Below are 25698 nucleotides of genomic sequence, written 5' to 3'. Positions count from 1 at the left end.
CGGACCGGTTACCGGTCCGTACGGGTGCTACCAGTCCGTACTACCCGAATTCCGGTGCCCCAGCCAGGGCGGCGGCGGCCTCCCCGGTGAAGGGGGGCCGCCGTCGCTGACCGGGCGTCATGTTCCGGCCCGAGGCGTTCGGGGTGCGGTGGTGCGGGCCGGGCGGCGGGCGCCTGACTGCCTAGAGGTCCAGGCCGGTCAGGACGAGCACCCGCTCGTAGGTGTAGTCGTCCATCGCGAACTTCACGCCCTCGCGCCCGCTGCCGGAGTCCTTGACCCCGCCGTACGGCATCTGGTCCGCGCGGTAGGAGGGCGCGTCGCCGATGACCACGCCGCCGACCTCCAGCTCGCGGTGCGCGCGGAAGGCCAGCTGCAGGTCGTGGGTGAAGACGCCGGCCTGCAGACCGAACCGGGAGTCGTTGACCGCGGCGAACGCCTCGTCCGGGCCGTTCACCCGGTGCAGTGACAGCACCGGGCCGAACGCCTCCGCGCCGGCCAGGATCGCGTCCGCCGGCAGGTCGGCCAGCACCGTCGGCGCGTATGCGGCGCCCTCCCGGGTGCCGCCGGTGAGGACCTTGGCGCCCTTGTCGACCGCGTCCCGCACCCACTCCTCGACCCGCTCGGCCGCCGCACGGCTGATCAGCGGGCCGACGTCGGTGGCCTCGTCGCGCGGGTCGCCGGTGACCTGGGCGCGCACCTTCTCCACGACCTTCTCCGCGAGCGCGTCGTAGACCGCGGCGTCGGCGATCACCCGCTGCACCGAGATGCAGGACTGGCCGCCCTGGTAGTTGGCGAAGGTGGCGATGCGCGAGGCCGCCCAGTCCAGGTCCTGCTCCGAGGCGTAGTCGGCGAGGACGACGGCGGCGGCGTTGCCGCCCAGCTCCAGCGTGACGTGCTTGCGCGGCACCGAGTCGGCGATCTGGTGGCCGACGGTGTCGGAGCCGGTGAAGGAGATCACCGGCAGCCGCGGGTCCTGGACCAGCGCGGGCATCCGGTCGTTGGGCACCGGCAGCACGCTCCACGAGGCCGGCAGCGCGGGGCCCTCGCCGCCGCCCGCCGCGTCGGCCTCGGCGAGCAGCTCGCCGAGCAGCAGCGCGGACAGCGGGGTGGCCGGGGCGGGCTTGAGCACGATCGGCACGCCGGCCGCGATCGCCGGCGCGACCTTGTGCGCGACCAGGTTCAGCGGGAAGTTGAACGGCGCGATGCCCAGCACCGGGCCGCGGCCGAACCGCCGGGTCAGCGCGAGGCGTCCGGTGCCGCCGGGGTCGGTGTCCAGCCGCTGCGCCTGCCCGCCGTTGAAGCGGCGCGCCTCCTCCGCGGCCCAGCGGAAGACCGAGACCGCGCGACCCACCTCGCCGCGCGACCACTTCAGCGGCTTGCCGTTCTCGGCGGTGATCAGCCGCGCGACCTCCTCGGCCCGCTCCGCCAGCCGGCGCGAGACGTGGTCGAGCACCCCGGCCCTGACGTGCGCGGGCGTGGCGCCCAGCGCGCGCCGCGCGCCGGCCGCGGCGGCCACGGCCTCCTCGACCTGCCCCGGGTCGGGCACGCTCACCCGGCCCACCGGGGCGCCGTCCCAGGGACTGGTCACGTCGAAGCTGTCGGCGCCGGTGGCCGGACGCCCCGCGAGCCAGAACGCGGTGGGGGCTGCGGCAGTGCTTGTCACGGTGGGTCCGCCCTTCTGGTGTGCGCAGATTGTCTCAACGGTAGGCACGGCGACGGACGCGGCCCGTTGTCCACGGCGGAGTACGGCGGCGGCCGGGCGCTACGGATTGGCCAGCGCGGTGCGCTCGGGCGCGGGGCGGGACGCGGCGGGGATGCGGGAGCAGGCGCGCGGGCGTGAGGGTACGGGCGGGGGCGCACGTGCGTGGGCGCGCGGGGTGCGGACCGCAGTGTGCGGGCTGCGGGTGTGCGGGCCCGGTGAAGAGGCGGCGCGGCCGGGGCGCGGGCCTTTATCCTGCTGCGGCGAGGGGGAGGAAGACGCTGTGACGCAGACCGTGACGATCGACCTGGGCGACGGGACGACCGTGGACGCCGAGGTGATCGGCGACCTGCCGTTCCAGGGCCCCGACGCCGGCGGCACCGGTGACGCCGTCTACGGGGACGTGGGCGTGCGCGACCGCGTCGGCGAGCTGGGCACCGCGGTCGCGCTGACCATGGAGCAGGTGCGCGGCACCGTCCGCAGCGTCGGCCGGTGGGCGGCGCAGACCGTCACCGAGTCCGCGGGCTCCCCCGACTCCTTCGAGGTCGAGTTCGGCATCAAGCTCGCCGTGAAGTCCGGCCACCTCCTGGGCGTGATCGCCGAGGCAGGCAGTGAGGCGGGCCTGACGGTCCGGATGTCCTGGGACCTCGCGAGCCGCCGCGCGGCGGCGCGGGCGGGCGGTCCGGGCGACTCGGCCGCCGCGCAGGCGCAGGACGCGGACGGCACGGCAGCGAGCGCAGGCGCGGGCCCGACCGGTGCGGACGGTACGGGCCCGGACGGTGCGAGCGGTACGGGCCCGGACGGTGCGAGCGGTACGGGCCCGGCCGGCGGCGGGGCGGACGCTGCTGGATGAGCGAGGGGTCAGGCGGGACGCCCGCCGCCGCGCTGTGGGTCGCCGGGGCCGGGCGGTTCCGGGGCAGCGCCTTCCATCTGGGCGGCGGGCTGGTGGTCAGCGCGGCGCACGTGGTGCTGGGCGGGGAGCCGCTGAGCGTCGTGGCCGCGGACGGCGCCGCGCACCCGGTCGCGGACGTGTGGGCGACCCCGGCCGCGGCGCCCGGCGAGGCCGCCCGGTTCCACCCGTTCCCGGATCTCGCGCTGCTGACGGTCCCCGGCTGCGCCGGCCTGCCCGCGGCCCGCCCGGCCGCCGACGACCCCGCGCCCGGGACCGCGGTCACCGCGCTCGGCTACGCGCCCGACACCCCCTCCCCCGGCATCCAGCCGGACACCCTCTCGCTGCGTGTCGGCGGCGTCTCCGGCGCGTACCTGCGGGTGCTGGGCGACGGCGTGCGCGAGGGGTTCAGCGGCAGCATGCTCGTCGCGGACCGCACCGGGCTCGTGGTGGGCGTGCTGAAGGCCAGCAGGTCCTACCGCGACGTGCGGGGCGGCTGGTTCACACCGGTCACCGCGCTGCGGGACTTCCTGGGCCCCCGGTTGCCGGCCGCCGGGCAGGACGACGCACCGCCTGGGGCCGGGATCGCCGCCGGGTCCGGGATCGCCGCAGCATCCGTGCCCGCCGCCGGGTCCGGGGCCGCCGCCCGCGTCCCGGCGCAGTCCGCATCGGCTCAGGTCCCGCCGACGGACGCCGAGTTGGTGGACGCGCTGCTCGCCTTCCCCGCCCTGGCCCGCGCCGACCACCGCTACGACCTGCTCGACCGGATGGGGCAACTCCTCGGCCTGCCGCACTCGTTCGAGGTCGAGGAGCGCTCGGGCCGCCGTGAGCACCTGTACCGGCTGGTGCTGAGCTGCCGTCAGTACCGCGACGAGCGCGCCGCGTTACGCTCGCTGTATACCGCGATGGAGGAGACGGCGCCGTACGACAAGGCGCTCGACCGGCTGCGCGCCCTCGTCGGACGCGCGGCCGGGAGCCGGGAGGACGCGTAGCGCATGGGTACGTCCGAGGACCACGACGCCCGCCGCCCCGCTCCGTCCGCTCCCGCCCCGGCCGGCGCGGACGTCCCGGTGGCGTCCTCCGGCCCCCCGCCCGGGCCGGCCCCCGGACCGGCCGCCGAGGCCGCGTGCGAGCCGGACGGTCCGCCGGCCGGGTCGCCGCACGCCTCCGACGGCGCACGGATCGCTGACCCGTACGGCGGCGGCGCGTACACCGTTCACGGCCCCGGAGCGGCCGGCGCGCCGGCGGCGTACGCGGTGCGGCACGACCCGTATCCGCGACATCGCCCGGACCCGGAGCCGCGCCTGAACCCGGACCTTGCACCGGACCCGCGGCCGTATCCGGACCCGCGGCCGTATCCGGACCCGCGGCCGTACGGCCGCTCCGCGTCGGGGCGCGGTCGGCCCGGCGGCTGGCCGGCCGGTGGCGCGGGGCTGCTGGTGGATCTGCTGCTCCAGGTGCCGCGGCTGGCGCGGTTGGACGCGCGGTTCGACCTGCTGCAGCTGATGGACCGCGACGGCGGTCCGTACCGGCTCGGCGAGGGCGGGTTCGCGGTCGGCGTGCCGGAGAGCCCGGACGCCCGCACGCATCTGCAGGCGCTGGTCGGCGCGATCGCCGCGCGGGCCGACGCCGGCCGCGCGCTGGAGGCGCTGCGCGGCGCGCTGCGGGCGCTCGCGCCGCACGACCGGACGCTGCCCTGGCTGGAGTTGACGGTGCTCGGCCTGACCGGCGCCGCGCCGGTCGACGCGCGGACCGTGGTGGACCTGGTGGAGGTGCTGCACCCGGTCGCCGCGCTGCCGGCCGACCGCGTGCCGACGACGTACGAACTGGCCCGGCACGTACCGCGCGACGCGCCCGGCACCCGGCTGCTGACCGGCGCCGAGACGCTGCCGGAGATCCTGCTGCGGCTGTCCGACCTGCGCGGGCCGCACGGTCCGCGCCCGCTGCTCGGCTTCCTCCGCGGCCTCGCCGCCGACCGCGAGCTGGCCGCGCACCGCGAACTGGAGCCGCTGCGCGCGCTGTTGCGGGACCTGCTCGACCGCCAGGCGCCGGCGGCGTGCCCGCCGCGCCGCCGGCGCCCGAGGGCCGGCTGATCGTGCAGATCCGGGTCGAGGCGGTGGACCCCGAGCACGTCGAGGACGGCCGGTACGAGCTGCGCGGCGCGTACTACCGCCAACCGCCGGAGGGCGGGCCGCTGGTGCGGCTGGGCGCCCTGCCGCCGAGCGAGCCGATCCCGCGCAGCGAGCTGACCGGCACGGGCAGCGCCCGGCTGGCCGCGTGGGCCGACCTGGCGCGGGCGGTGCGCGGCGCGTCCGGGGGCGTACGGGTGGAGTTCCTGCTGCCGACCGCGCTGCTCGGGCACCGCGCCGAGGTCTGGTCGGCCGGCGCCTCGCGCACCCCGCTGGGCCTGCACCACCCCGTGGTGGTGCGGTCGTTGGAGCGCTACAGCGATCCGTGGATCAACCCCGAGCCGTGGCGCCGCCGTTGGGACCGGCTGCGCTGGGACCCGCCGCGCGCCGAGCCGCTGGCCCGGATCGCCTGGCCGCCGCTGACCGATCTCACCGCGTGGCTGCTGCGCGAACCGGAGTCTGCGGCGGTGGGCCTGGCCACCTCCTACGACGACCTGTCGGCGACCGCCCGCGACGCGGTCCGTGACGCGCTGTTCCTGGAGGGCGTCCCGGTGATGGTCTGGCGGCGCGGCCCGGGCGACCCACGGGAGATCGTGAGCGCGCTGCGGCCGTTCGCCCCGGCCCGGCTGCGCGACCTGCCGGACGCGGTGCACCGCTGCCGCAAGCACGGCAGGACCGCGGGCGAGACGGACGTCCGCAACAACATCACGCTGCTGTGGGACGACCCGGACTGCGTGGACGCCGATCAGGACCTGCCGTTCGCGGGGATGGCGGGACAGGGGTGGGTGTGAGCGGAACGCGCGTCCGGCGCCCGTACCGACGAGGAACGAGGAGGGTGCCGCGGTGACGGCGAACGAGGCGGCGGGGCAGGCGGACGGCGCGGCGGCGGACCGGACGGCCCGGACGGCGGGCGGTGTCGCGGACGGCACGGGCGGCGTGGGGGAACAGCCGGCACAGGCGGCGGCGTCCCCGCCGACTGGTGGATCTACCGCGGCGAAGGCGTCCCGCACGACGGCATCGAGCGGCTGCCCGAGGCGCCGTCGTGGCGGGCGTTCGGCGGGGCAATGCCCGGTGCGGCGGTGGCCGGTGCGGCAATGCCCGGTGCGGCGGTGTCCGGTGCGGCCGGCGGCGGCCCGGACGGCGGCGCGCCGGAGCTGCCGTTGCCGCCGGACGACGCGGAGGGCGGCGCGACCGCGCGCAGGCTCGGCAGCGGCCGCAGGGCCGGCGCGTACCGGGCCGACGAGCGCGAGGTGCAGCTCGTCAACCTCGCGCTGCACCTGCGCAGGCCGCTGCTGATCACCGGCAAGCCGGGGGTCGGCAAGTCGACGCTGGCCTACGCGGTCGCGCACGAGTTGCGGCTCGGCCCGGTGCTGCGCTGGCCGGTCACCAGCCGCACGACGCTGCGCGACGGGCTGTACGCGTACGACGCGATCGGCCGGCTGCACGACTCGGGCCTCGGCGGCGGCGCCCCGGCGGGACCGCGCACCGGGACGGCGGAGGCGGCCGGGGACACGGCCGGCGGCGAACAGGCCCGGAACGGCGGCGCCTCCCGTGCCGCCGGGCGGCCCGACGTCGCCGACATCGGCCGCTACCTGCGGCTCGGCCCGCTCGGCACCGCGCTGCTGCCGTGGCGCCACCCGCGGGTCCTGCTCATCGACGAGATCGACAAGAGCGATCTGGACCTGCCGAACGACCTGCTGAACGTCTTCGAGGAGGGCGAGTTCACCATCCCGGAGCTGGCCCGGCTCGGCGACGGCCCGCAGCGGGTGATGACCGCGGACGGCACCCGCACCGCGACCGTCGTCGGCGGCACGGTGCGCTGCGCGCAGTTCCCGCTGACCGTGCTGACCAGCAACGCCGAGCGCGAGTTCCCGCCGGCCTTCCTGCGCCGCTGCGTCCGGCTGGAGATCCGGCCGCCGGACGCCGGCCGGCTGGCCGCGATGGTCGCGGCGCACCTCGGCGACGACGCCGCGGACGCCGATCCGGACGCCGCGGCCGTCCGCACCACCCTGATCGCCGAGTTCCTGCGCCGCCGGGAGGAGGAGGGCGCCGAACTCGCCAACGACCAGCTCCTCAACGCCCTCCTGATGGCCGGCCGCGGCCTGTGGTCCCGCCCCGCCGACCGCGCGGTGATCGAGGACGTCCTCCTTCGCCCGCTGAACGAGTCCTGAAGGCTCCCGCCCGTGCCCCCGCTCCCCGGCCCCGACCGCCCCGGGCCGCCCGCGTCCCCCGGCAGCCCCGCTCCCGCGGAGGCCGGCCCAGAGGCCGGCGCGGAGGCGGACGCCGCGGCGCGGAGCGACGCGCGGGCGGGCGACGCGGCTCCCGACGCGGGCGCGGATGACGGCCCGGCCGGTGGGACGCGGCGCGGCACTGTGGAGGGGCTGCGGGACGCGCTGAGCGGGTTGTTGCGCGGGAGCGCGAGCGACGGCGCGGTCACGGCCGAGGACCTGGCGGATGTGCTGTGGGTGGCGCGCCTCGCGGGCCTGGACCGCGGCCCGGGCGGCGCCGGGACGGGCTCGGGGGCCGAGGCCGGGACGGCCGGCGCGGAGGTTCCGCCGGGGTCGGCGCCGCGCCCGGGCGGCGAGGCGCCGGAGGACGCGGCGGGGGACGCGCCGGCCCCGTCCCGTTCCCCGGGCACCGGCTCGCAGGCGCGGCCGGGAGCCGGCCCGGAGCCCGTCGCGCCGCCGCCGGACGCCGCGGAGCCGCGCGTCGGCCTGCATCCGTACGCCGCCGCGCTCCCGGCCGGCCCGCACCTCGGCGGCACCGCGGGGCGCGGCGCGACCGGGAGCGCGGCGGGGGGCGGCGCGGGGGGCGGCGCGGGGGCCGCCGTCCACGCGGTGCGGGTCCCCCAGCCGCCCGCCCTGTCCGGCGCGCTCGACCTCGCCCGCGCGCTGCGCCCGCTGCGGCAGTCCGTGGAGGCCCCTGGCGCGCCGTTGCTGGACGAGGACGCCACCGCGCAGGCCAGCGGCGAGGCCGGCCGCGGCCGGCTGGTACCCGTGTGGCGCCCGCCGGTCCGCCGCCGCTTCTCCGTCGACCTGCTGGTGGACACCGGCGCCACGATGGCCGTCTGGCACCGGCTCGGCGCCGAGCTGTGCACGCTGCTCGAACGCCACGGCGCCTTCGCGGACGTGCGCTGCTGGTCGCTGGACACGGACGCCGCCGTGCCCCGGCTCGCCCCGTTCCGCCGCGCGCACCGGCGCGCCACCGCGCCGGGCGCACAGAGGAGTCCTCGCCCCGGCGGGCGCGGCGCGCGGTGGGCGGGGGCGCTGGAGGACGCGGCGGGCCGGCGGGTGCTGCTGGTGCTGACCGACGGGGTGGGGCCCGCGTGGTACGGGTCCGCGCTGCCGGAGTTCCTCGCCCGGGTGGCCGGGGAGCGGCCGGCCGCGGCCCTCCAGGTGCTGCCCAGGCGGCTGTGGCACCGCACCGCGCTGCGGACCGTGCCGGTCGAGCTGCGGATGCCGGACCCCGCGCGGCCCGTGCCCGCGGTGCGCACCGACGCCGCGCTGCCGGGGCGGCCGGCGCCGCGGTCGGTGCGGTGGCTGCCGGTGATGGAGGTGGACGGCGCGTGGCTGGCGCCGTGGGCGGAGCTGGTGGCGGGGCGCGCGCCCGGCTGGTCGCCGATGCTGGCCGCGCCGGTGCGCGGCGTCCCCGTGCGGCGCCGCGCGGTGGCCGGGGCGACGCCCGAGGCCCCTCCCCGGACCCGGCGGAACGCGTCGCGCGGTTCCGCTCCGGCGCTTCCCCGGACGCCTTCCGGCTCGCGTGCCACCTCGCGGCGGCGCCGTTGAGCCTGCCGGTGATGCGGCTGGTCCAGCAGGCGACGATGCCGGGCTCCGCGCAGACGGATCTGGCCGAGCTGTTCGTGTCCGGCCTGATCACCCGCCGCGACGCGGGGCCGGGTCCCGAAGTCGACCCGGACGAGGTGGTCTACGACTTCGTCCCGGGCGTGCGCGCCGAACTGCTCGCGGAGCTGACCCGCTCGGAGTCCCTGCGGGTGCTCGACGACGTCCTGGCCAAGGTCTCCGGCCGTATCGCCGCGGCCTTCGGCGGCACCCTCGACTTCCGTGCTCTGGCAGTCGCCCTGGACGGGGCTCTCGCGGCCACTCCGCCCGCGCCCCCGTCTGCGCCGAGCCCGCACGGGGACCTGGCGGCCCGGAACGCGGGGGACGTGGACGGGGAGTCCGCCGCCCCGGCCGGGGAAGCCGCGCCCGCGGACGCGCGGCGCGTCCGGCGGGACGAGAAGGTCGCCGAAGGCCGCGGCACCGCTGACGCGGACGCCGCCGACCAGGCGGCGCGGGCGGAGGCCACCGGCGCGACGGGCGACGCGCGCGCCTACGCTGCGGCCGCCTCCGCGGGCGGCGGCGCCGGGCGCGGTGGGCCCGCGGCTGAGGCTGCCGCGGCCGGGAGCGCGTCCGCGGAGGGCTCCGCCGGGGTTCCCGGCGCCGGCACGGCCCCGCCCATGCGGGTGCTGCCCGAGGCGAGCCTGCCGTTCGCGGAGGTCGCGGTCGCCGTGCTGAACGGCGCCGGCGGACGCCACCGCGCGCTCGCCCGACGCCTCGCGGCAGCCGTCGAGGCCACCGTGACGCCGCCGGCTCCCGCGTCCGCGACGCGCCCCGACGACGCCCGCCTCCGCGCCGACAGCTCCGCCACGGCCCCGGTTCCGCCGCCCGCCGCAAACGCCGCCCCCGGCGCGCCGTCGACTCCCGAGCCGGGCCGGGATGTCGCCGAGCTCCCCGCCGCCGGGACGCGGTCGGCGCCCGAAGCGGACGTCGCGCGGGCGGCGGAACCGGTCACCGCGCGGGATGCGGAAGTGTCCCGACGCCCCGCCGCCGAAGGCGAGTCGGCACCGGGCACGGGATCGTCACCCGCCGCCGCGAAAGGCGCGGACCCGCCGGACCCGCCGGACCCGCGCGACGAAAGCAACCGGGCCGACCGAACGGACCGGGCCGACCGAGCGGGCCGGGCCGACCGGGCGCGCCGCGGCGGCCTAGCCGGAAGCGGTGGTGGGCGCGCGTCGACGCCCGGCGTGGCGTATCCGCATCGTCTCGTGGCCGTGCCCCGCCTGCGGGTGCCGCCGGACCGGGAGGAGCTGATCGGCCGCGCGCCGGAACTCGCGCGGCTGCGCGAGCTGTCGGACCCCGAGGCGGCCTCCGGGACGCGGCCGCGCGTCGTCGTGGTCGAGGGGCGGCTCGGCATGGGCGCGCGCCGCCTGGTGCAGGAGTACGCGCGCCGCTACGGCGACCGGCACAGCTTCGTGCACTGGGTGGACGCCGGCCGTCCCGAGTCGCTCCACGCCGGACTGGGGCTGCTCGCCGCGGCCCTCGGCCCCGGCCAGGACCCCGCGCCCGGGCCCGTACCCCCGCGAGCCGACCCGTCCGCCCCGCGCGGCGACTCCCCCGTGGTCCCCGAGGCATGGCGGCGGCTCACCCGGTACGAGGGCTGGCTGGTCGTCCTGGACGACCTCGGTCCGGCCTACGACCTCGGCGCCCCCGGCGTGCTGCCGGCGGTGGGCCGCGGCGTCGTTCTGGTGACGACGACCCGGCTGTACGACGGACGCGGACGCGCGGACGCCGTGATCACGCTGGAGCCGCTCAGCCGCGCCGAGATCGCCGACCACGTGCGCCGCGAGGTCGGCCCGGACCTGCTGGCACGGGACGAGCGGCGCCCGCACGTCCTCAACCGCCTGGTCGCCCGCCTCTCCTCGCTGCCGGGCGAGCTGGCGCGCGTGGACGTGCGGGCGGAGTTCACCCGCGAGCTGGAGCTGTCCCGGCGGGCCGGTCCCAGCCCCCTTTACCGGTGGCAGACCGGCAGCGCCGTGCTCTCCCTCGCGGGGATGCAGCGCGACGTCCTCGCGGTGGCCACGGCCGGGCGCCCCGTCACCGTGTACGAACTGGCCGGCGGCGCCGTGACGTCCAGACTGCTGAACGACTCCGGCGCGACCGCCACGGCGCTGGCCGCGCTGCCGGGCCGCGGGATCGGCACGGGGCTGGCCGTCAGCGACGGCGGGCCCACGGTCGAGCTGCTCGGCTTCCCCTACGGCACGCGGACGGCCACCCTCCGCGCCGACGCGGTCCCGCCCGCCCAGGGCCCGCGCGCCCAGGGCCCGCGCGCTGAGGACCCGCGCGCTGAGGGAGCGCCCGCCCGGGGACCGGCCGACCGGGGACCGGCCGACCAGGGACCGGCCGCCGACGACCGCTGGACCGAGGCGTACGGGGTCCCGGTGGAGCGCGCCGACGGGCGGATCGTCACCATCCGCTCCTCCGTCACGCTGCTGACCGCCGTGCCGCTCGGCGACGGGCGGTCCGCGCTCGCCGCCGGCGGCCCCCTTCCGTTGCGGCTGTGGGACGCCGTCACCGGCGCGGCGATCCCCACCGGACTGACCGAGCGGGTGCGGTCGATCAGGGCCATGGCCGCATTCACCGGACCGGGCGGCGATCCGGTGCTCGCCGTCGTGACCAGGGCCGGGGCCGCGCAGCTGTGGGACGTGCGCGAGGCGCGGCGCCTCACGTCCCCGCTGACCGAACGGCTGCGGGGGGCGACCTCGATCGTCTCCGTCCGCCTGGCCGGGCGGCCCGAGCTGCTCGCGGCGATCGACGGCGGACCGATGGTGCGCCTGTGGGACACCGCGACCGGCGAGTCCGCCGGCGAGCTGCACACCGGCGGCCTCTCCGCGCTCGTCGCGCTCGGCGTCCTCGGCAGTGCGCGCGGCGACTCGCGCCTCGTCACGGCGACGGCGGACGGGACCGTCCAGGTCTGGGATCTCGGCGCGTTCGTGGAGCCCCCCGACCCGTACGCCGCAGCGCCCGCCCGCGACGCGTCGCCCACGTCCTCCGTCCCCGCCGGCGCGGACGCCGAGCCCGCGGGCACCGCCGGCGCGGACCGTGAGCGTGGCGGCGCCGCCTCGGACGGCGTGCTGTTCGCGGCCTGGGTGGTGCACGAGGTGAGCGGCACCGGCGCGATGTCCTCCGATGTGCTCGCGCTGGTGCTCGGCGGCGCCGCGCTGGTGGACTCCGCGGTCGAGGCGGGCACGCTGAGGCGGGAGGGCCGTGACCGGGTCGCGGTGGCGCCGGCCCGGCTCCCCGAGGTCGTCGCGGTGAGGCGCGGCGAGCGGCGGCGTACCGAGGTGCTGGTCGCCATGCTCACGCGCAGCCTGCCGATGCCCACCTCGGACGTCGCCACCTGGCGCCCCTACGACACGATGCGGCCGGTGCTGGAAAGGCTGTTCCCGTACCTGCTGTCCGCCGAGGGGATGGCCGCCGGCGGGGTCGGTCCCGCCGACGTGCTCGGCCTGCTCACCCGGTGGGCCTGGTACCTGCTGCTGCGCGGGCGGTACTCCACGGTCGCGTCGGTGGCCGAGCGCGTGGCGGCACAGGTCGAGGACGTGCTGCGCCGCCGCGGCGGCACGGACCGCGCGGGCACGGCGGACGGCGACGACGGTCACGGCGACAGCTCCGCCGCGCTCACGGACCTGTCGGCGCAGCTGAACCGGATCTCGTTGCGCGCCCGGCTGGCCCTGGGCGACGGGCCGGGCGTCACGCACCGCGCGCGGGCGATCGGCGCGGCGGCGCCGCACGGCGGCGACGACGTGCTGGAGGGGCTGCTCGCGGAGGCCGAGATCGCCGTGTGGCGGGGCGAGTTCGACGCCCCGGCGCTGTCCGCCGCGGCCGGCCTGCGCGGCAGTCCGCCGGGGCCGCCCGAGCGGGAGGCGACCGCGGGCTCGGACGACCAGCTGGAGCAGCGCAGGCGGCTGCTGCTCGCCCGCGCGGCGATGTTCCGCGGCCGGCTCGGCGAGGCCGCGCGGTGGCTGGACCTGGCGCGGGCGACGGCGGTCCGGATGGAGCGGCGCGCGGAGGAGGAGGCGCGCGCGGCGGCCGAGTTGGCGGAACGCGCGGCGGGGGCGGCGAGGCCGGCGGGCATGGCGGGCACGGCGGGCACGGGGGGCACAGAGAGGCGTACGGCAGACCGTGCGGACATCCCCGCGGGCTCCCCCGGTTCCGCCGCCTCCTCCGCCTCCCTGGCCGACGACCCCGCTTTCCGTCCCGTGTGGCTGGCCTCGGGCGCGGTCGACGTGCTGGCGGTCGAGTACGCGTTGATCCACGCGGAGCTGGGCGCGGCCGGCGGGCCCGGCGGACGGCGCCTTCCGGCGGCCGCCGAGCCGTCCTTCCTCGACGCGCCGCGGCTGCGGCTGTGGCCGTACACCCTGCCCAGCCCGCGCCCGCGGCACCCCGCGGTGATCCACGGCGTCGGCATCGCGGTGCCCGACGTGCACCTCACCCTCTATCTCACGCTCACGCAGCAGTACGGGCTGCTGCTGGTGCGTCAGGACGCGGTCTCGCCGTGGGACGGGTCGCCGCGGTCGCCGGAGGACCGGCCACGGGCGTACGACTCCGCGCGCACCGCGCTGTACGAGGCGGAACCCCATGTGACGCGTCAGCGCCCGCTGATGTTCGTCTCCCACACGGCGACGCTCGGCGAGATCGAGCTGGCCGGCCCCGTCCCCGCGCGGGCGCGGGACCACCTGGAGAAGGCGCGCCTGGCGGCCGAGGAGGCCTACGGACCGCGCTGCCCGCTGCTCCCGCGCATCGGCCTGCTCCAGGCCGGGGCGCTGTACCGCGAGGGCGCGCCGTCCGCGGCCGCCGACCGGCTGCGGAAGGTCGGCGATCTGCTGTACGACCTGCACGGCGACACCCCGCACCAGGACCGAGTCGCCCTGCTGCGGGCCTGGGCCGCGCTCGAACGCGACCGTGCGACCGCGGACCGGCTGTCCGGCACGGCCGACGCGATGGCCGAGGCCCTGGCCGCCGGCGCCGATGCCGACGCCGGCGCCGGCCGGGACGCGCCCTGACCTTCGCCCGGCGGGGCGCGGGCCCACCGACCCTGTCGAGCCCACCGAGCCCACCGAGACCACCGGGCCGGCCGAGCCCGTCGAGCCCACCAGGCCGGCCGAGCCCACCAGGGCCGCCGGCTCAGCTTCCGCCCTGCTCCCCCGCGTCGCACGCCTTGAGCGCGAGCCACAGCTCCATGCGGACGTCGGGGTCGTCCAGGGAACGCGCCAGGATCTCCTCGACGCGGCGCATCCGGTAGCGCAGTGTGTGCCGGTGGACGCCGAGGTCGGCGGCGGCGGAGTCCCACTGCCCGTGGTGGGCGAGCCACGCCGCGAGCGACGCGACGAGGTCGCCGCGCGAGGTCGCGTCGTGTTCGCGCAGCGGCCGCAGCAGCCCCTCGGCGAAGGCCCGTACCGCGTCGTCCGCGAGCAGCGGCATGACCGAGCCGGCGCCGACCTCCTCGTGCTCGACGAGGTTGCGGCCGCGCCGCAGCGCGACGGCCAGCGCGCGTTCGGCCTGGAGGTGGGCCTGCGGGACGTCGGCGGCGTCGGCGGGGGCGGACAGGCCCGAGGCGAGGGCGTCCTCGGCGTCGGCGAGGTCGGCGGCCGCGGCGAGCGTCCCGGCGTCCTCGGCGGCGAGCAGGACCAGCCGCCCGCCGTCGCGGACCGCGAGCAGCGGTTCGCCGGCGCGCGCCGCGGCGGCCTCGGCGCGCTCGGCGAGCAGGGCCAGCGCGTCGGGGCCGGTGCGCGGGTCGGAGGGCTCGGCGATCAGCACCCGCACGGGGTGGTCGAGCAGCGTGCCGTACATCCGCCCGGCCACCGCGCGGGCGTGCTCGGGCTCGCCGGCCAGCAGCATCCGCAGCAGCGCGGCGGCGAGCCTGGCCTGCGCGTCCTGGAGGGTGCGGGACTGCTCAAGGGACAGGGTGAGCAGTGCGACAGCGGCGTGCACGACGTAGCGGGCGGAGGTGTCGAGGCGCTCCTCGGTGCCGACCGCGAGGAAGCCGCGGGGGCGGCGGCCGCTGCCCAGCGACTGCAGCTCCACCCGGTCCTCGGTGCCGGCCGGCTGGCGACGGCGGCGCTGGCGGGAGCCGGGGTGTCGCGCAGCCGGTCGATCTCGCCGGCCAGCCGGGCGGCGCGGCGGCCGGCCCACTCCGGCGCGGCGGCGAGCACGGCGCCCGAGGCGTCGTAGAGCGCGGCCCAGCCGTCGAGGTGGGCGGCCAGCCGGGCGAGCAGCGCGGTGGTGCCGTCGGGGGCGAGGGCGGCGCGGGTCAGCTCGCGCTGCGCCTCGAAGCCGGCGGTCACCGCGCGGTACTGGTCCTTGGCCAGGGCGGCGGAGACGGCCTTGCTGATCGCGATGAACGGGGTGCGGCGGGGCACCTCCAGCAGCGGCAGCCGGGCGGCGGCCGCGGCGTCGACCAGGGCCCGCGGCACCGCGTCGTGGCCCACGCCGACGCCGAAGCCGAGCGCCACGACCTTCGCGGCGGCCAGCCGGCGCACGTAGCTGCGCATCGCGTCGGGGTCGTCGACGGCCAGCTTCAGGCCCGTGGTCAGCAGCAGCTCGCCGCCCTCCAGATACGGGCCCGGGTCGTCCAGTTCGCTGGTGTGCACCCAGCGGACCTCCGCGTCCAGCCGGTCGGCGCCGGCGAGGACGGACAGCCTGAGCGCCGAGTGGTGGGCGAGGGACGCGAGGGTGAGGGGCATGCGGACCTGGTCCCCGGTTGTGCGGGCGGATGGGCGGGCCGGCGGTGCTGTCAGCTTCCTGTACGGGTCCGGCGCCTCCCATACTGCCGCACGCCCGCCCCCGCCCGCGGCCACCGCCTGGCCCCCGCCCCGGGCCCCCCTCGTACCCGCGGCCCCGGCCGCCGCGCCGCTCACGCCCGCAGGTCCAGCAGGATCGGCGGCGCGTGCTCGCCGCCGGTCGTGGTGAGCGACAGCACCGCGTGCCCCGCCGGCACCCCGTGCGCGAGATCCGAAGCGGACCACCGCTCCCGCTCGACCTTCCGCACCGTGACCGACTCGGTGGTCACCGCCTCGCCCGTGAAGAGTTTGCGCACTCCGCGGCCGGCGCGGCGCAGCACGCCGCCGGACTGGTCGGGCGTCCGCGTCACGTCGCGGGTCTCGACCCAGGTCGTGCCCCACGCCTCGGCGAACCGCCGGCCGTCCCACGTGGTGATCCCCGCCAGCGCCATCCGGCAGCCGACGGCGCCGAGCAGCGCGGTGCGCAGGTGCTCGGGAGCGTCGTCCAGGGTCCGCAGGGCCAGCAGCGCGCCCGCGTTGGCGGATCGCAGCCGGGACAGTCCCCGCACCGCGTCGGCGGTGATCGTGTGCGCGGCGTCGTCCATCACCAGGCAGGCGAACAGGGACCGGTCGCGGCGGGCGGTGACGGCCGCGGTGAACTGGGCGACGACCAGCCGGGCGAGGATGCGCGACGCCTCGGCGTGGCCGCGCTCCGGCAGGTCGATGCGGACCCGCAGCGGGTGCTCCAGCGCGTACATCGAGAACGGCCGGGAGTGGCCCGTCACGTCGAAGAACCCGGCGAACGCGGGCCGGTCGAGCAGCGCGACCCGGTCCGCCAGCCGGGGTCCGATGTGGCCGGGCAGGCCCGCCTGCCGCATCCGGGCCTCCAGCTCCCGGGCCATGGCCATGGCCCCGGCGGCGTCCAGCGCGTCGCGCAGCGCGGCGTGGGCGTGCGGCACCCCGTCCAGGAGTTCCCGCAGTTCGGTGACCGAGGGGAAGCGGCGGTGCGCGGCGGCGAAGGGGCCGAGGAGTTGGCTGAGCGCGGTGGCGGCGCGGCGCTGGTCGCCCTCCTCCCCGGTGTCCGGGTCGAGGAGCGCCTCGGCGAGCGCCCCGGCGGCGGCGTCCGGGTCGGTGCCGCCGCCGTAGAGGTCGAGGTCGTAGCGGGAGGCCGGGTCGGCCAGCGAGATGACCACGTCGAAGCTCCCGGCCGGGCCGAGGTCGGCGCCGCCGGCGCCGACCGCCACCACCGCCGCCTGACCGGCGAGTGCCTGGAGGCACAGCGACTCCACCACCGGGCGCACCACATGCCGGGTCTTGCCCGATCCTGGCGGTCCGACCACGAGCAGCCCGGTACCCAGCAGCGTGGCGTCCAGGCCGATGCCGGAGCCCCGGTGCTGGTACGGGTTCCGGTCGTCGTCGGCGCCGCGGCCGATTCGCACCTGGCCGGCGAAGAGGTCGTGCCGCGCGCCGCGGTGCGGCAGGTCCCGCGCGCCCGAGGGGTGGGCGCACGCCTCGGCGCCGTGCCGCAGCACGGCGTCGGCGAAGGCGTCGAGACGTCCCGGCTGGGCCTGGACCACGGACCAGGCGCGCTTGATCCGGGCGTAGTCGACGTCGTTCATCCGCCCGGTGCGGACCTCGGTGGCCAGCCGGTCGGCCAGCGCGTCCTGCCGGGCCTCGCGCAGTTCCGGCCACTGGACCGGGTCGGGCCGGTCCTCGGGGGCGGCGCCGGGCTCGGGTCCGTCCCAGAGCTTTCGCAGCGCCGGGCGGGCCCACCGGCGCCACACCTCCGCCCAGTTGCCGAAGCGCGCGAAGACCAGGGCCAGCAGCACGGTGCACAGCGTCGCCCAGGTGCGGGTGGCGATGTTGAAGGCGTTGGTGTCCCCGCCCGCGCCGCTGCGCCAGTGGTCGGGGGTGAACCATATGACCGGCCAGATCCAGAAGTCGAAGTAGTTGCGGAACAGCGACCAGACGAACAACCCGACCAGGAGTGCCAGCACGGCGCCGCCCAGCAGCCTCCTGGCGGGCAGCCGGTCCGGGTCGGGCGCGGTCCGGGGGACGTGGCCGAAGGCGTAGATGCCCGGCGCGTCGTGCTCGCGCGGGGTGCGCAGCCACACTTCGAGCGCGGACGCCGGCGGGGCCTTCACGGGCGGCGGCGGGACCGCGGGGCGCGGCACGGGCGCGGGCCGGGTGGGAGGCAGCGGCGGCGGCACGGCGGACGGCGGTGCGTGGTGCGGCGGCGGCACCGACGGGGACGGCGGGGTACGCGGACGGCCGGGCTCGTAGCCGTGCGTGCCTTCGTGGTCCCTGGCATCCATTGGACAGCTCGCCCCTCGCCCCTCGTCTCCGACGATGCGCTCAATGTAGTCGAGCGGCTACCGGCGCAAAAGGATCTTGGGGTGAACGGCGGTCGCGGCGCCCCCGCCGGAGTCGCGGCGGGACGCGGCGGGCTCCGCGGCGGCGCCCGCGGGGGCCCGGCGGGGGTGTGCGCACTGGACGCCGCGGAGTGGTGGGCCGCGCGAGTGCGACCCCGTGGCGTGTGCGGGGCGCCCCGGCGCGGCCTAGCCTGCGGGGAGACGACGGTGACAGATGTGAGGGAGATCGTCCGCCATGACCGAAGTGCCGCAGGAACGCAAGCTCGTCACGGCCGTGCCGGGGCCGAGGTCCAAGGAGCTGCTGGCCCGCAAGTCCGCCGCGGTCGCGGACGGCGTGGGCGTCACCCTGCCGGTGTTCGTCACCCGTGCGGGCGGCGGCATCGTCGAGGACGTCGACGGCAACCGCCTGATCGACTTCGGCTCCGGCATCGCCGTCACCTCGGTCGGCAACAGCGCCGAGGCCGTGGTCCGCCGCGCCTCCGCCCAGCTCGCCGACTTCACCCACACCTGTTTCATGATCACCCCGTACGAGGGCTACGTGGAGGTCGCCGAGCGGCTGGCCGAGCTGACCCCGGGCGACCACCCGAAGAAGTCCGCGCTGTTCAACTCCGGCGCGGAGGCGGTGGAGAACGCGGTGAAGATCGCCCGCGCGTACACCAAGCGCACCGCCGTGGTGGTCTTCGACCACGGCTACCACGGCCGCACCAATCTCACGATGGCGCTGACCGCGAAGAACATGCCGTACAAGGAGGGCTTCGGGCCGTTCGCTCCGGAGGTGTACCGGGTGCCGCTGGCGTACGGCTACCGGTGGCTGACCGGGCCCGAGCACGCCGCGGAGGAGGCCGCCGCGCAGGCCATCGACATGATCAACAAGCAGATCGGCGCGGAGCACGTCGCGGCGATCGTGATCGAGCCGATCGCCGGCGAGGGCGGCTTCATCGAGCCGGCCAAGGGCTTCCTGCCGCGGATCGCGCAGTTCGCGAAGAACAACGGGATCGTGTTCGTCGCCGACGAGATCCAGACCGGCTTCTGCCGCACCGGCCAGTGGTTCGCGTGCGAGGACGAGGGCATCGTGCCCGACCTGATCACCACCGCCAAGGGCATCGCCGGTGGGCTGCCGCTGGCCGCGGTGACCGGCCGCGCGGAGATCATGGACGCCGCGCACGCCGGCGGCCTGGGCGGCACCTACGGCGGCAACCCGGTGGCCTGCGCGGCGGCGCTCGGCGCCATCGAGACGATGAAGGAGCTCGACCTGCCGGCCAGGGCGCGGCGGATCGGTGAGATCATGACCCCGCGGCTGCGCGCGCTGCAGGACAAGCACGCCGCGATCGGCGAGGTCCGCGGGCGCGGCGCGATGATCGCGATCGAGCTGGTGGAGCCGGGCACGAAGAACCCGGACGCCGCGCTGACCGCCAAGGTGGCCAAGGCGTGCCACGCGGCCGGCCTGGTGGTGCTCACCTGCGGCACGTACGGCAACGTGTTGCGCTTCCTGCCGCCCCTGGTCATCGGCGAGGATCTGTTGAACGAGGGCCTCGACATCATCGAGGACGCCTTCGCCGGCGTCTGACGCCCGTGCCCGCGGCAGCGGCGGGGCGGCCGACCTGGCGTTTCGTCACGGCGTGCGGGTGCGCGCGAAAGGGGGGTCCGGGGTCGTGAAGAAGGTGTGCGGGCCTGATGGCGGACGGGTGAGCAGGCCGTTTTCCGGGGCTCGCGTGACGTACGGTTTCCGTGAAACACCCCGCGTGTGGCGGACTCCCCAGAAGGCCACACGTGACAACGCGCCGGTGAATCCCCATCACCGGCACGGCAGTGCCCTCGCGCACGACACCGCCGGGTCCTCTGGCCCCGGCACACGCCGATCGGTCGGCCGTTCGTCCCACACCCCCGGGGCGGGCGGACCGGCGATCGCCTTGGTCGCCCCGGAACTCTCCCCCCTGTTCCGGGGCGACTGCTTTTCCCGCGGACGCTCCTGCTGCGGGCGTCCTCCTTCCTCCTCGCGCATGCCCTGACCCTGCTGGCGCTGGCCGCCGGGTTCGGCGTCGCGCTGTTCGCGGTGCTCACCTGGCAGGTGTCCGCGGGCGGCGCGCTGGTCGCGCGGGACGGGCGGGTGCTGCGCTGGTTCCTCCGCGAGGCGGCGGCGCACCCGGGGCTGGACACCACCGCGCACTACCTGTGCAAGCTGGGCAACGTCCAGGTCGCCGTGCCGGTGCTGCTGGCCGCGGTGGTGGGCACGGGCTGGGCCGGGCGCGCCGCGGGGCTGCCGCGCTGGTGGCTGCCGCCGGCCGCGGCGGCGCTGGCGATGGCCGCGGTGCCGCTGGTGGTGACCGTGGTCAAGGACGCCGTGCACCGGCCCCCGCCCGGCGGCACGGTGCCGGACCCGAGCGGCTACGGCTGGTTCCCCTCCGGCCACACCGCGACCTCGGCGGTGGCCTTCGGGGCCGCGGCGCTGCTGGTGCTGCCGTGGCTGGCGCACGGCCCGGCGCGCTGGGCGGTACGGGCGGGCACGCCGCTGCTGCTGCTCGCCATCGGTCTGGCGCTGGTGTGGTGCGACTACCACTGGCCGCTGGACGTGCTGGCCAGCTGGTCGCTGACGCTGACCCTGCTGTCGGGCGTGGCGGCGGCCCGCGCGGTGGCGGCCAGGGCCGCCACCGCCGCGCAGGGGCCCGCGCCGGGCTCCCCGCCGGACTCCGGGCCAGGGCCCGCGGACGGGTCCGCGGACGGGCCCGCACAGGAGTCCGCGCCGGGCTCAGGAGTTGGTGGGGAAGCCGAGGTTGATCCCCCCGTGTGAGGGGTCCAGCCAGCGCTGGGTGACCGCCTTGCCGCGGGTGAAGAACCGCACCCCGTCCTCGCCGTAGGCGTGCGCGTCGCCGAACAGGCTGTTCTTCCAGCCTCCGAAGGAGTAGTACGCCACCGGGACCGGGATCGGCACGTTGATGCCGACCATGCCGACCTCGACCTCGTGCTGGAACCGCCGGGCCGCGCCGCCGTCGTTGGTGAACAGCGCGGTGCCGTTGCCGTACGGGTTGGCGTTGATCAGCGCGAGCCCCTCGTCGTAGGAGCCGACCCGGACCACCGACAGCACCGGGCCGAAGATCTCGTCCTCGTAGACCGACATGCCGGGCTTGACGTGGTCGAAGAGGGTCGGGCCGAGCCAGAAGCCGCCGGGCTCGCCCTCGACGGCGTGGGCGCGGCCGTCGACCGCCAGGGCGGCGCCCTCGGCCGTGCCCGCGTCCAGGTAGGAGGCGACCTTGTCCCGGTGCGCGCCGGTGACCAGCGGGCCCATCTGGGAGCCGGGGGCGCTGCCGGGGCCCACCTTCAGCTCGGCGATGCGCCGGGTGATCCGCTCCACCAGCTCGTCGCCCACCGGGTCGACGGCGACCAGCACCGAGACCGCCATGCACCGCTCCCCCGCCGCGCCGTAGCCGGCGTTGACCGCGGCGTCCGCGGCCAGGTCCAGGTCGGCGTCGGGCAGCACCAGCATGTGGTTCTTGGCGCCGCCGAGCGCCTGGACGCGCTTGCCGTGCCGGGTGCCGGTCTCGTAGACGTGCCGGGCGACCGGGGTGGAGCCGACGAAGGACACCGCCTTGACGTCCGGGTGCTCCAGCAGTCGGTCGACGGCCGGCTTGTCGCCGTGCACGACGTTGAACACGCCGTCCGGCAGCCCCGCCTCCTGCCAGAGCCGGGCCAGCAGGTTCGCGGCCGACGGGTCCTTCTCCGACGGCTTGACGACCACGGTGTTGCCGGCCGCGATGGCGATCGGGAAGAACCACATCGGCACCATGGCCGGGAAGTTGAACGGCGAGATGATCGCGACCGGGCCGAGCGGCTGCCGCACCGAGTAGACGTCGACGCCGGTGGACGCCTGCTCGGTGAAGGAGCCGCGGGACAGCTGCGGGATGCCGCAGGCGTACTCCACCACCTCCAGGCCGCGGGCGACCTCGCCGAGCGCGTCGGAGTGCACCTTGCCGTGCTCGGAGACGATCAGCGCGGCCAGTTCCTCGCGGCGGGCGTTGAGCAGCTCGCGGAAGGCGAAGAGCACCGAGGTGCGCCGGGCCACCGAGGTGTGCCGCCACTGCCGGAACGCCTCCAGCGCCGCGGCCACCGCCCGGTCGACGACCTCGGCGTCGGCCAGGTCGACCTGCCGGGCGACCGCGCCGGTCGCCGGGTCGTACACGTCGCCGCGCCGCGCGGCGACGCCGTGCCAGGGCCGGCCCGCGATCCAGTGGGTGATGTGGTCGCTCGTCACCGCTGCGCCCCTTCCGTCGTGGTCCCGCCGCGAACGCGCCGGTACCGCCAGTCTCCCCACCGGCCGCGCCCGCGGACAAGCACCGCGACCGGCCGCCTCGTGCTCAGCCGCCGGCGATCTGCGCGGCCGCCTCGTGCAGGGCGAGTTCGAGGGCGACCGGGTCGTTGAGCCGGCCGGTGCCGTCCGGGGGCACCAGCCAGCGGACCTTGCCGGTCGCCCGGCCCGGGTACGGCACCAGGATCCAGGTGCCGGCGCCGGCCGCGCGGACGCCGGTGCCCAGCCAGCGCGCCGCGGTGCCCGGCGGCACGAAGTAGCCCATCCGCGCGTCCTCGAAGTCCGCGAGCACCGGTCCGGGCCGCTCCGCCATCCGGCCCAGGACGTCGAGCGCGGGGTACCCCAGCCGGGCTCCGATGATCAGGACGTCCCACTGCCTGCCCGCGGGCAGCAGCGTCACCCCCAGGGGGTTGCGCTCCCATTCGAACCGGCAGCCCTCGGGGTCGGGCGCCACCGAGACCAGCCAGTCCACCGCACTCCTCGCACCGGCTCCACCGCTCATGCCGGCTCCTCCGTTCCCGCTCGTGTCCTGCTCGTGGCGTTCGTCGTCACGGAGGAGACAGGGGTGGAAGCCTTCCATTACGCGGGTTCCCGCTACCGATCGGTAGTGATGCGCGTCACACCGCGCCGGGGCCCCGGTCTAACTGTCGAAGCCCAGGCCCGCCTTGTCCAACGCCCGCAGCCACAGGTTCCGCCGCCCCTGCCGGGCGTCGGCGCGGGCCAGCGACCACTGGGTCAGGCCGATGCCGAGGGAGGCGAGGGGCTCGGGCGGGAACGGCAGCGGCTTCTTCCTGACCATCTCCAGCCGAGTCCGCTCGGTGTCCGCGCCCGCGAGCAGGTCGAGCATCACCTCCGCGCCGAAGCGGGTCGCGCCGACGCCCAGCCCGGTGTACCCGGCGGCGTAGGCGAGCCTGCTGCTGCAGGCGGTGCCGAAGAACGGCGAGAAGCGCGTGCAGGTGTCGATCACCCCGCCCCAGGCGTGGCTGAAGCGCAGCCCCTCCAGCTGCGGGAAGCAGGTGAAGAAGTGCCGGGCCAGCCGCGCGTAGGTCTGCGGCCGGTGGTCGAGGGCGGCGCTGATCCGCCCGCCGCGCGGGTGGACCGCGTCGTAGCCGCCCCACAGGATGCGGTCGTCGGCGGTGAGCCGGAAGTAGTGGAAGCGGTTCGCGCTGTCGCTGAGCCCCTGGCGGCCCCGCCAGCCGATCGCCGCGCGCTGCTCGGCGGTCAGCGGCTCGGTCGCCAGAGCGTAGTCGTAGACCGGCACGGTGTACGGGCGCAGGCGCCGCACCGGCGACGGGAAGGCGCCGGTGCCGAGCGCGACGCGGTGGGCCAGCACCCTGCCGTACGGGGTGCGGACGGCGAGCGCGGCACCGGTCCTGGTCGGCGCGGCGGCCGGGGTGCGCTCGTAGATCCGCACGCCGGCCCGGCGGCGGCGCGCGCCAGGCCCCAGGCGAGCCTGGCCGGGTGCACCATGGCGACGCCGTGCGGATCGTGCAGGCCGCCGTGGAAGGTCGGCGAGTTCGCGGCGGCGCGCACCGCGTCGCGGTCCAGCAGCTCCAGGCGGTGGCCGGCCCGGGCCAGCAGGGCGTGCGCGGCGCGCAGTTCGTCCCACTGGTAGGGGGCGGTGGCGACGGTGATCTCGCCGGTGCGCTCGAAGTCGCAGTCGATGCCGTGGCGGGCGACGGCCTCCCCGATCGCGTCGAGGTTGCGCAGGCCCAGTTCCTGGAGCCGGTCGAACTCGGCCGGCCAGCGGTCGAGTCCGTTGAGCGGGCCGTGGGTGAGGCTGGCGGCGCAGAAGCCGCCGTTGCGGCCGGAGGCGGCCCAGCCGATCCGGTCGGCCTCGACCAGCACCACGTCCTGGCCGGGGTCGCGCTCCTTGGCCAGCAGCGCGGTCCACAGCCCGCTGTAGCCGCCGCCGACCACCAGCAGGTCGCAGGTCTCGGCGCAGACCAGGGCGGGCCGGGCCGGCGGCCGGGCCGGGTCGTCCAGCCAGTACGGGGTGGGTTCGGCCGCCGCCAGGCCGCGGACCGGGTCGGTCACCGCGCGCGTGCCTTCCTGCGGCCCCCGATCAGCTGCGCCGCGAGCACGAGCACCACGGCGACCAGGAACATCGCCGTGCCGATCACGTTGACCTGGACCGGGGTGCCGCGCTGCGCCGAGCCCCAGACGAACATCGGGAAGGTGACGGTGTTGCCGGCGTTGAAGCTGGTGATGATGTAGTCGTCGAAGGACAGCGCGAAGGACAGCAGGGCGCCGGCCGCGATGCCGGGCGCGGCCAGCGGCAGGGTGATCCGCAGGAAGGTCTGCGCCGGGGTGGCGTACAGGTCCTGCGCGGCCTGCTCCAGCCGCGGGTCCATGCTCATCACGCGGGCCTTGACGGCGGTGACCACGAAGCTCAGGCAGAACATGATGTGCGCGATGAGGATGGTCCAGAAGCCGAACCGGATGCGCATGTTGAGGAACAGCGTGCCGAGCGAGGCGCCCATGACGACCTCGGGCATCGCCATCGGCAGGAAGATCAGCATGTTGGTGGCGGCGCGTCCGCGGAAGCGGTAGCGGGCCAGCGCGAAGGCGGTGAGGGTGCCCAGCGCGGTCGCGGCGATCGTCGCGTAGACGGCGATCTTCAGGCTGGTGGTGAGCGAGCCGCACAGGCCGGCGACGCCGCACGGGTGCTGCCAGGCGTCGGTGGAGAAGCGGGTCCAGGTGTAGTTGTAGCGGCCGTTGGGCTTGTTGAAGGAGAACAGCAGCACGACCAGGTTGGGGACGATCAGATAGACCAGGGTCGCCACGCCGCAGATCACCACGAGGTGGCGGCGCAGCCAGCGGGTCGCGCGCATCAGACCAGGTCCTCCGTTCCCGCCCGGCGGACGTAGAGGGTGACGATCGCGAGGATGACCGCCATCAGGATGAAGGACAGGGCGGCGGCCGTCGGGTAGTCCAGCACCCGCAGGAACTGCGACTGGATGACGTTGCCGATCATCTTCTGCTGGGTGGAGCCCAGCAACTCGGCGTTGATGTAGTCGCCGGAGGCGGGGATGAAGGTGAGCAGGGTGCCGGCCACCACGCCGGGCATGGACAGCGGGAAGGTGACCTTGCGGAAGGTGGTGAACGGCGTGGCGTACAGGTCGCCGGCCGCCTCGTGCAGCCGGGCGTCCACGCGTTCCAGCGACGTGTACAGCGGCAGGATCATGAACGGCAGGAAGTTGTAGGTCAGCCCGCACACCACGGCCAGCGGCGTGGCCATCAGCCGGTCGCCGGAGGTCAGGCCGAGCCACGAGGTGGCGTCCAGGACGTGCGCGTCGCTCAGCAGCCGCACCACCGGCCCCTGGTCGGCGAGGATCGTCTCCCAGGCCAGGGTGCGGATCAGGAAGCTGGTGAAGAACGGCGCGATCACCAGCATCAGCACCACGTTGCGCCAGCGTCCGGCGCGGAAGGCGATGGTGTACGCGAGCGGGTAGCCGACGACCAGGCACAGCACGGTCGCGGAGGCGGAGTAGACCAGCGACTTCACGAACTGCGGCCAGTACGCGTCCAGCGCGTCCCAGTAGGTGCGGAAGTGCCAGGTCACCGTGAAGCCGGTGTCCAGCGAGCCGGTCTGCACCGAGGTCGACGCCTGGTAGACCATCGGCGCGACGAAGAAGACCAGCAGCCACACCACGCCGGCCAGCAGCAGCAGGTAGGGCGTCATCCGGCGGCGGCGGGCGGCCCGGCGCAGCGCGTCCGGCGGGGCGGGGCCGGCTCGGGCGCGGCCGGC

General features: G+C 77.0%; 15 protein-coding genes and 2 pseudogenes. 9 read left to right on the top strand and 8 right to left on the bottom strand.

Annotated features, from left to right (window positions below; all coding sequences use genetic code 11):
* Positions 1 to 181: 181 nt before the first annotated feature.
* Positions 182 to 1663, bottom strand: a complete 1482-nt coding sequence (locus tag VSR01_RS29960) for an aldehyde dehydrogenase family protein (RefSeq protein ID WP_326452164.1) — start codon at positions 1661 to 1663, stop codon at positions 182 to 184.
* A 319-nt stretch (positions 1664 to 1982) separates the two neighbouring features.
* Between VSR01_RS29960 and VSR01_RS29955 the strand changes: the two genes are divergently transcribed.
* The 7 genes from VSR01_RS29955 (at position 1983) to VSR01_RS29925 (ending at position 13559) form a co-directional block, all read left to right on the top strand.
* Positions 1983 to 2552: a CU044_2847 family protein gene (locus VSR01_RS29955; RefSeq protein WP_326452163.1), complete on the top strand. Its 570-nt coding sequence runs from the start codon at positions 1983 to 1985 to the stop codon at positions 2550 to 2552.
* Positions 2549 to 3580, top strand: coding sequence for an effector-associated domain 2-containing protein (locus VSR01_RS29950; protein WP_326452162.1), 1032 nt, complete (start codon positions 2549 to 2551; stop codon positions 3578 to 3580). Before VSR01_RS29955 ends, VSR01_RS29950 begins: the two co-directional genes overlap by 4 nt.
* A gap of 3 nt (positions 3581 to 3583) precedes the next feature.
* The gene (locus tag VSR01_RS29945) at positions 3584 to 4681 is read left to right on the top strand and encodes a hypothetical protein (RefSeq protein ID WP_326452161.1); all 1098 of its coding nucleotides are present in this window, start codon (positions 3584 to 3586) and stop codon (positions 4679 to 4681) included.
* Positions 4645 to 5508 (top strand): VMAP-C domain-containing protein, encoded by an 864-nt coding sequence (locus tag VSR01_RS29940; RefSeq protein WP_326452160.1) that lies wholly within the window; start codon positions 4645 to 4647, stop codon positions 5506 to 5508. Before VSR01_RS29945 ends, VSR01_RS29940 begins: the two co-directional genes overlap by 37 nt.
* Before the next feature lie 288 nt (positions 5509 to 5796).
* Positions 5797 to 6888 (top strand): AAA family ATPase, encoded by a 1092-nt coding sequence (locus tag VSR01_RS29935; protein WP_326452159.1) that lies wholly within the window; start codon positions 5797 to 5799, stop codon positions 6886 to 6888.
* A gap of 12 nt (positions 6889 to 6900) precedes the next feature.
* Complete coding sequence (locus VSR01_RS29930) at positions 6901 to 8502, top strand: SAV_2336 N-terminal domain-related protein (RefSeq protein WP_326452158.1); 1602 nt, start codon at positions 6901 to 6903, stop codon at positions 8500 to 8502.
* Positions 8503 to 8513: 11 nt separating this feature from the next.
* The gene (locus tag VSR01_RS29925) at positions 8514 to 13559 is read left to right on the top strand and encodes a hypothetical protein (protein ID WP_326452157.1); all 5046 of its coding nucleotides are present in this window, start codon (positions 8514 to 8516) and stop codon (positions 13557 to 13559) included.
* Between the two features lie 121 nt (positions 13560 to 13680).
* Here the strand turns inward: VSR01_RS29925 and VSR01_RS29920 are convergent.
* Together VSR01_RS29920 and VSR01_RS29915 are read right to left on the bottom strand one after the other, a co-directional pair.
* Positions 13681 to 15239 (bottom strand): annotated as a pseudogene (locus VSR01_RS29920) (PucR family transcriptional regulator).
* Between the two features lie 170 nt (positions 15240 to 15409).
* Positions 15410 to 17590: an ATP-binding protein gene (locus VSR01_RS29915; RefSeq protein WP_326452156.1), complete on the bottom strand. Its 2181-nt coding sequence runs from the start codon at positions 17588 to 17590 to the stop codon at positions 15410 to 15412.
* A gap of 292 nt (positions 17591 to 17882) precedes the next feature.
* On the opposite strand from VSR01_RS29915, the gene gabT reads away from it, so the two are divergent.
* Both gabT and VSR01_RS29905 read left to right on the top strand, forming a co-directional pair.
* A complete protein-coding gene (gene gabT, locus VSR01_RS29910) occupies positions 17883 to 19214 on the top strand; it encodes a 4-aminobutyrate--2-oxoglutarate transaminase (RefSeq protein WP_326452155.1) in 1332 nt (443 codons plus the stop codon).
* A gap of 486 nt (positions 19215 to 19700) precedes the next feature.
* The gene (locus VSR01_RS29905) at positions 19701 to 20435 is read left to right on the top strand and encodes a phosphatase PAP2 family protein (protein WP_326452154.1); all 735 of its coding nucleotides are present in this window, start codon (positions 19701 to 19703) and stop codon (positions 20433 to 20435) included.
* Here VSR01_RS29905 and VSR01_RS29900 read toward each other — a convergent pair.
* The 5 genes and pseudogenes from VSR01_RS29900 to VSR01_RS29880 all read right to left on the bottom strand — a co-directional run bounded on the left by VSR01_RS29900 (position 20394) and on the right by VSR01_RS29880 (position 25632).
* A complete protein-coding gene (locus VSR01_RS29900; protein WP_326452153.1) occupies positions 20394 to 21893 on the bottom strand; it encodes a CoA-acylating methylmalonate-semialdehyde dehydrogenase in 1500 nt (499 codons plus the stop codon). The two genes, VSR01_RS29905 and VSR01_RS29900, sit on opposite strands and share 42 nt — an antisense overlap.
* A 103-nt stretch (positions 21894 to 21996) precedes the next feature.
* Complete coding sequence (locus VSR01_RS29895) at positions 21997 to 22449, bottom strand: hypothetical protein (RefSeq protein ID WP_326452152.1); 453 nt, start codon at positions 22447 to 22449, stop codon at positions 21997 to 21999.
* A 138-nt stretch (positions 22450 to 22587) separates the two neighbouring features.
* Positions 22588 to 23984 (bottom strand): annotated as a pseudogene (locus VSR01_RS29890) (NAD(P)/FAD-dependent oxidoreductase).
* Entirely contained in the window at positions 23981 to 24781 is an 801-nt protein-coding gene (locus tag VSR01_RS29885; RefSeq protein ID WP_326452151.1) for an ABC transporter permease, read from the bottom strand. The pseudogene VSR01_RS29890 and the gene VSR01_RS29885 overlap by 4 nt, the downstream one beginning before the upstream one ends.
* Entirely contained in the window at positions 24781 to 25632 is an 852-nt protein-coding gene (locus VSR01_RS29880) for an ABC transporter permease (protein ID WP_442785576.1), read from the bottom strand. The genes VSR01_RS29885 and VSR01_RS29880 overlap by 1 nt, the downstream gene beginning before the upstream one ends.
* Positions 25633 to 25698: the final 66 nt, after the last annotated feature.

This window comes from Actinacidiphila sp. DG2A-62 (genome assembly GCF_035825295.1).
In the GTDB taxonomy this organism is placed as follows: domain Bacteria; phylum Actinomycetota; class Actinomycetes; order Streptomycetales; family Streptomycetaceae; genus Actinacidiphila.
This window is presented reverse-complemented; position numbering and strand designations above follow the sequence as displayed.

Bases quoted from the DNA above. Each gene is read 5' to 3' on its own strand.
- VSR01_RS29915 (WP_326452156.1), bottom strand. From the start codon at position 17,590: ATGGATGCCAGGGACCACGAAGGCACGCACGGCTACGAGCCCGGCCGT.
- VSR01_RS29880 (WP_442785576.1), bottom strand. From the start codon at position 25,632: ATGACGCCCTACCTGCTGCTGCTGGCCGGCGTGGTGTGGCTGCTGGTC.
- gabT (WP_326452155.1), top strand. From the start codon at position 17,883: ATGACCGAAGTGCCGCAGGAACGCAAGCTCGTCACGGCCGTGCCGGGG.
- VSR01_RS29885 (WP_326452151.1), bottom strand. From the start codon at position 24,781: ATGCGCGCGACCCGCTGGCTGCGCCGCCACCTCGTGGTGATCTGCGGC.
- VSR01_RS29925 (WP_326452157.1), top strand. From the start codon at position 8,514: ATGCGGCTGGTCCAGCAGGCGACGATGCCGGGCTCCGCGCAGACGGAT.
- VSR01_RS29895 (WP_326452152.1), bottom strand. From the start codon at position 22,449: ATGAGCGGTGGAGCCGGTGCGAGGAGTGCGGTGGACTGGCTGGTCTCG.
- VSR01_RS29945 (WP_326452161.1), top strand. From the start codon at position 3,584: ATGGGTACGTCCGAGGACCACGACGCCCGCCGCCCCGCTCCGTCCGCT.
- VSR01_RS29950 (WP_326452162.1), top strand. From the start codon at position 2,549: ATGAGCGAGGGGTCAGGCGGGACGCCCGCCGCCGCGCTGTGGGTCGCC.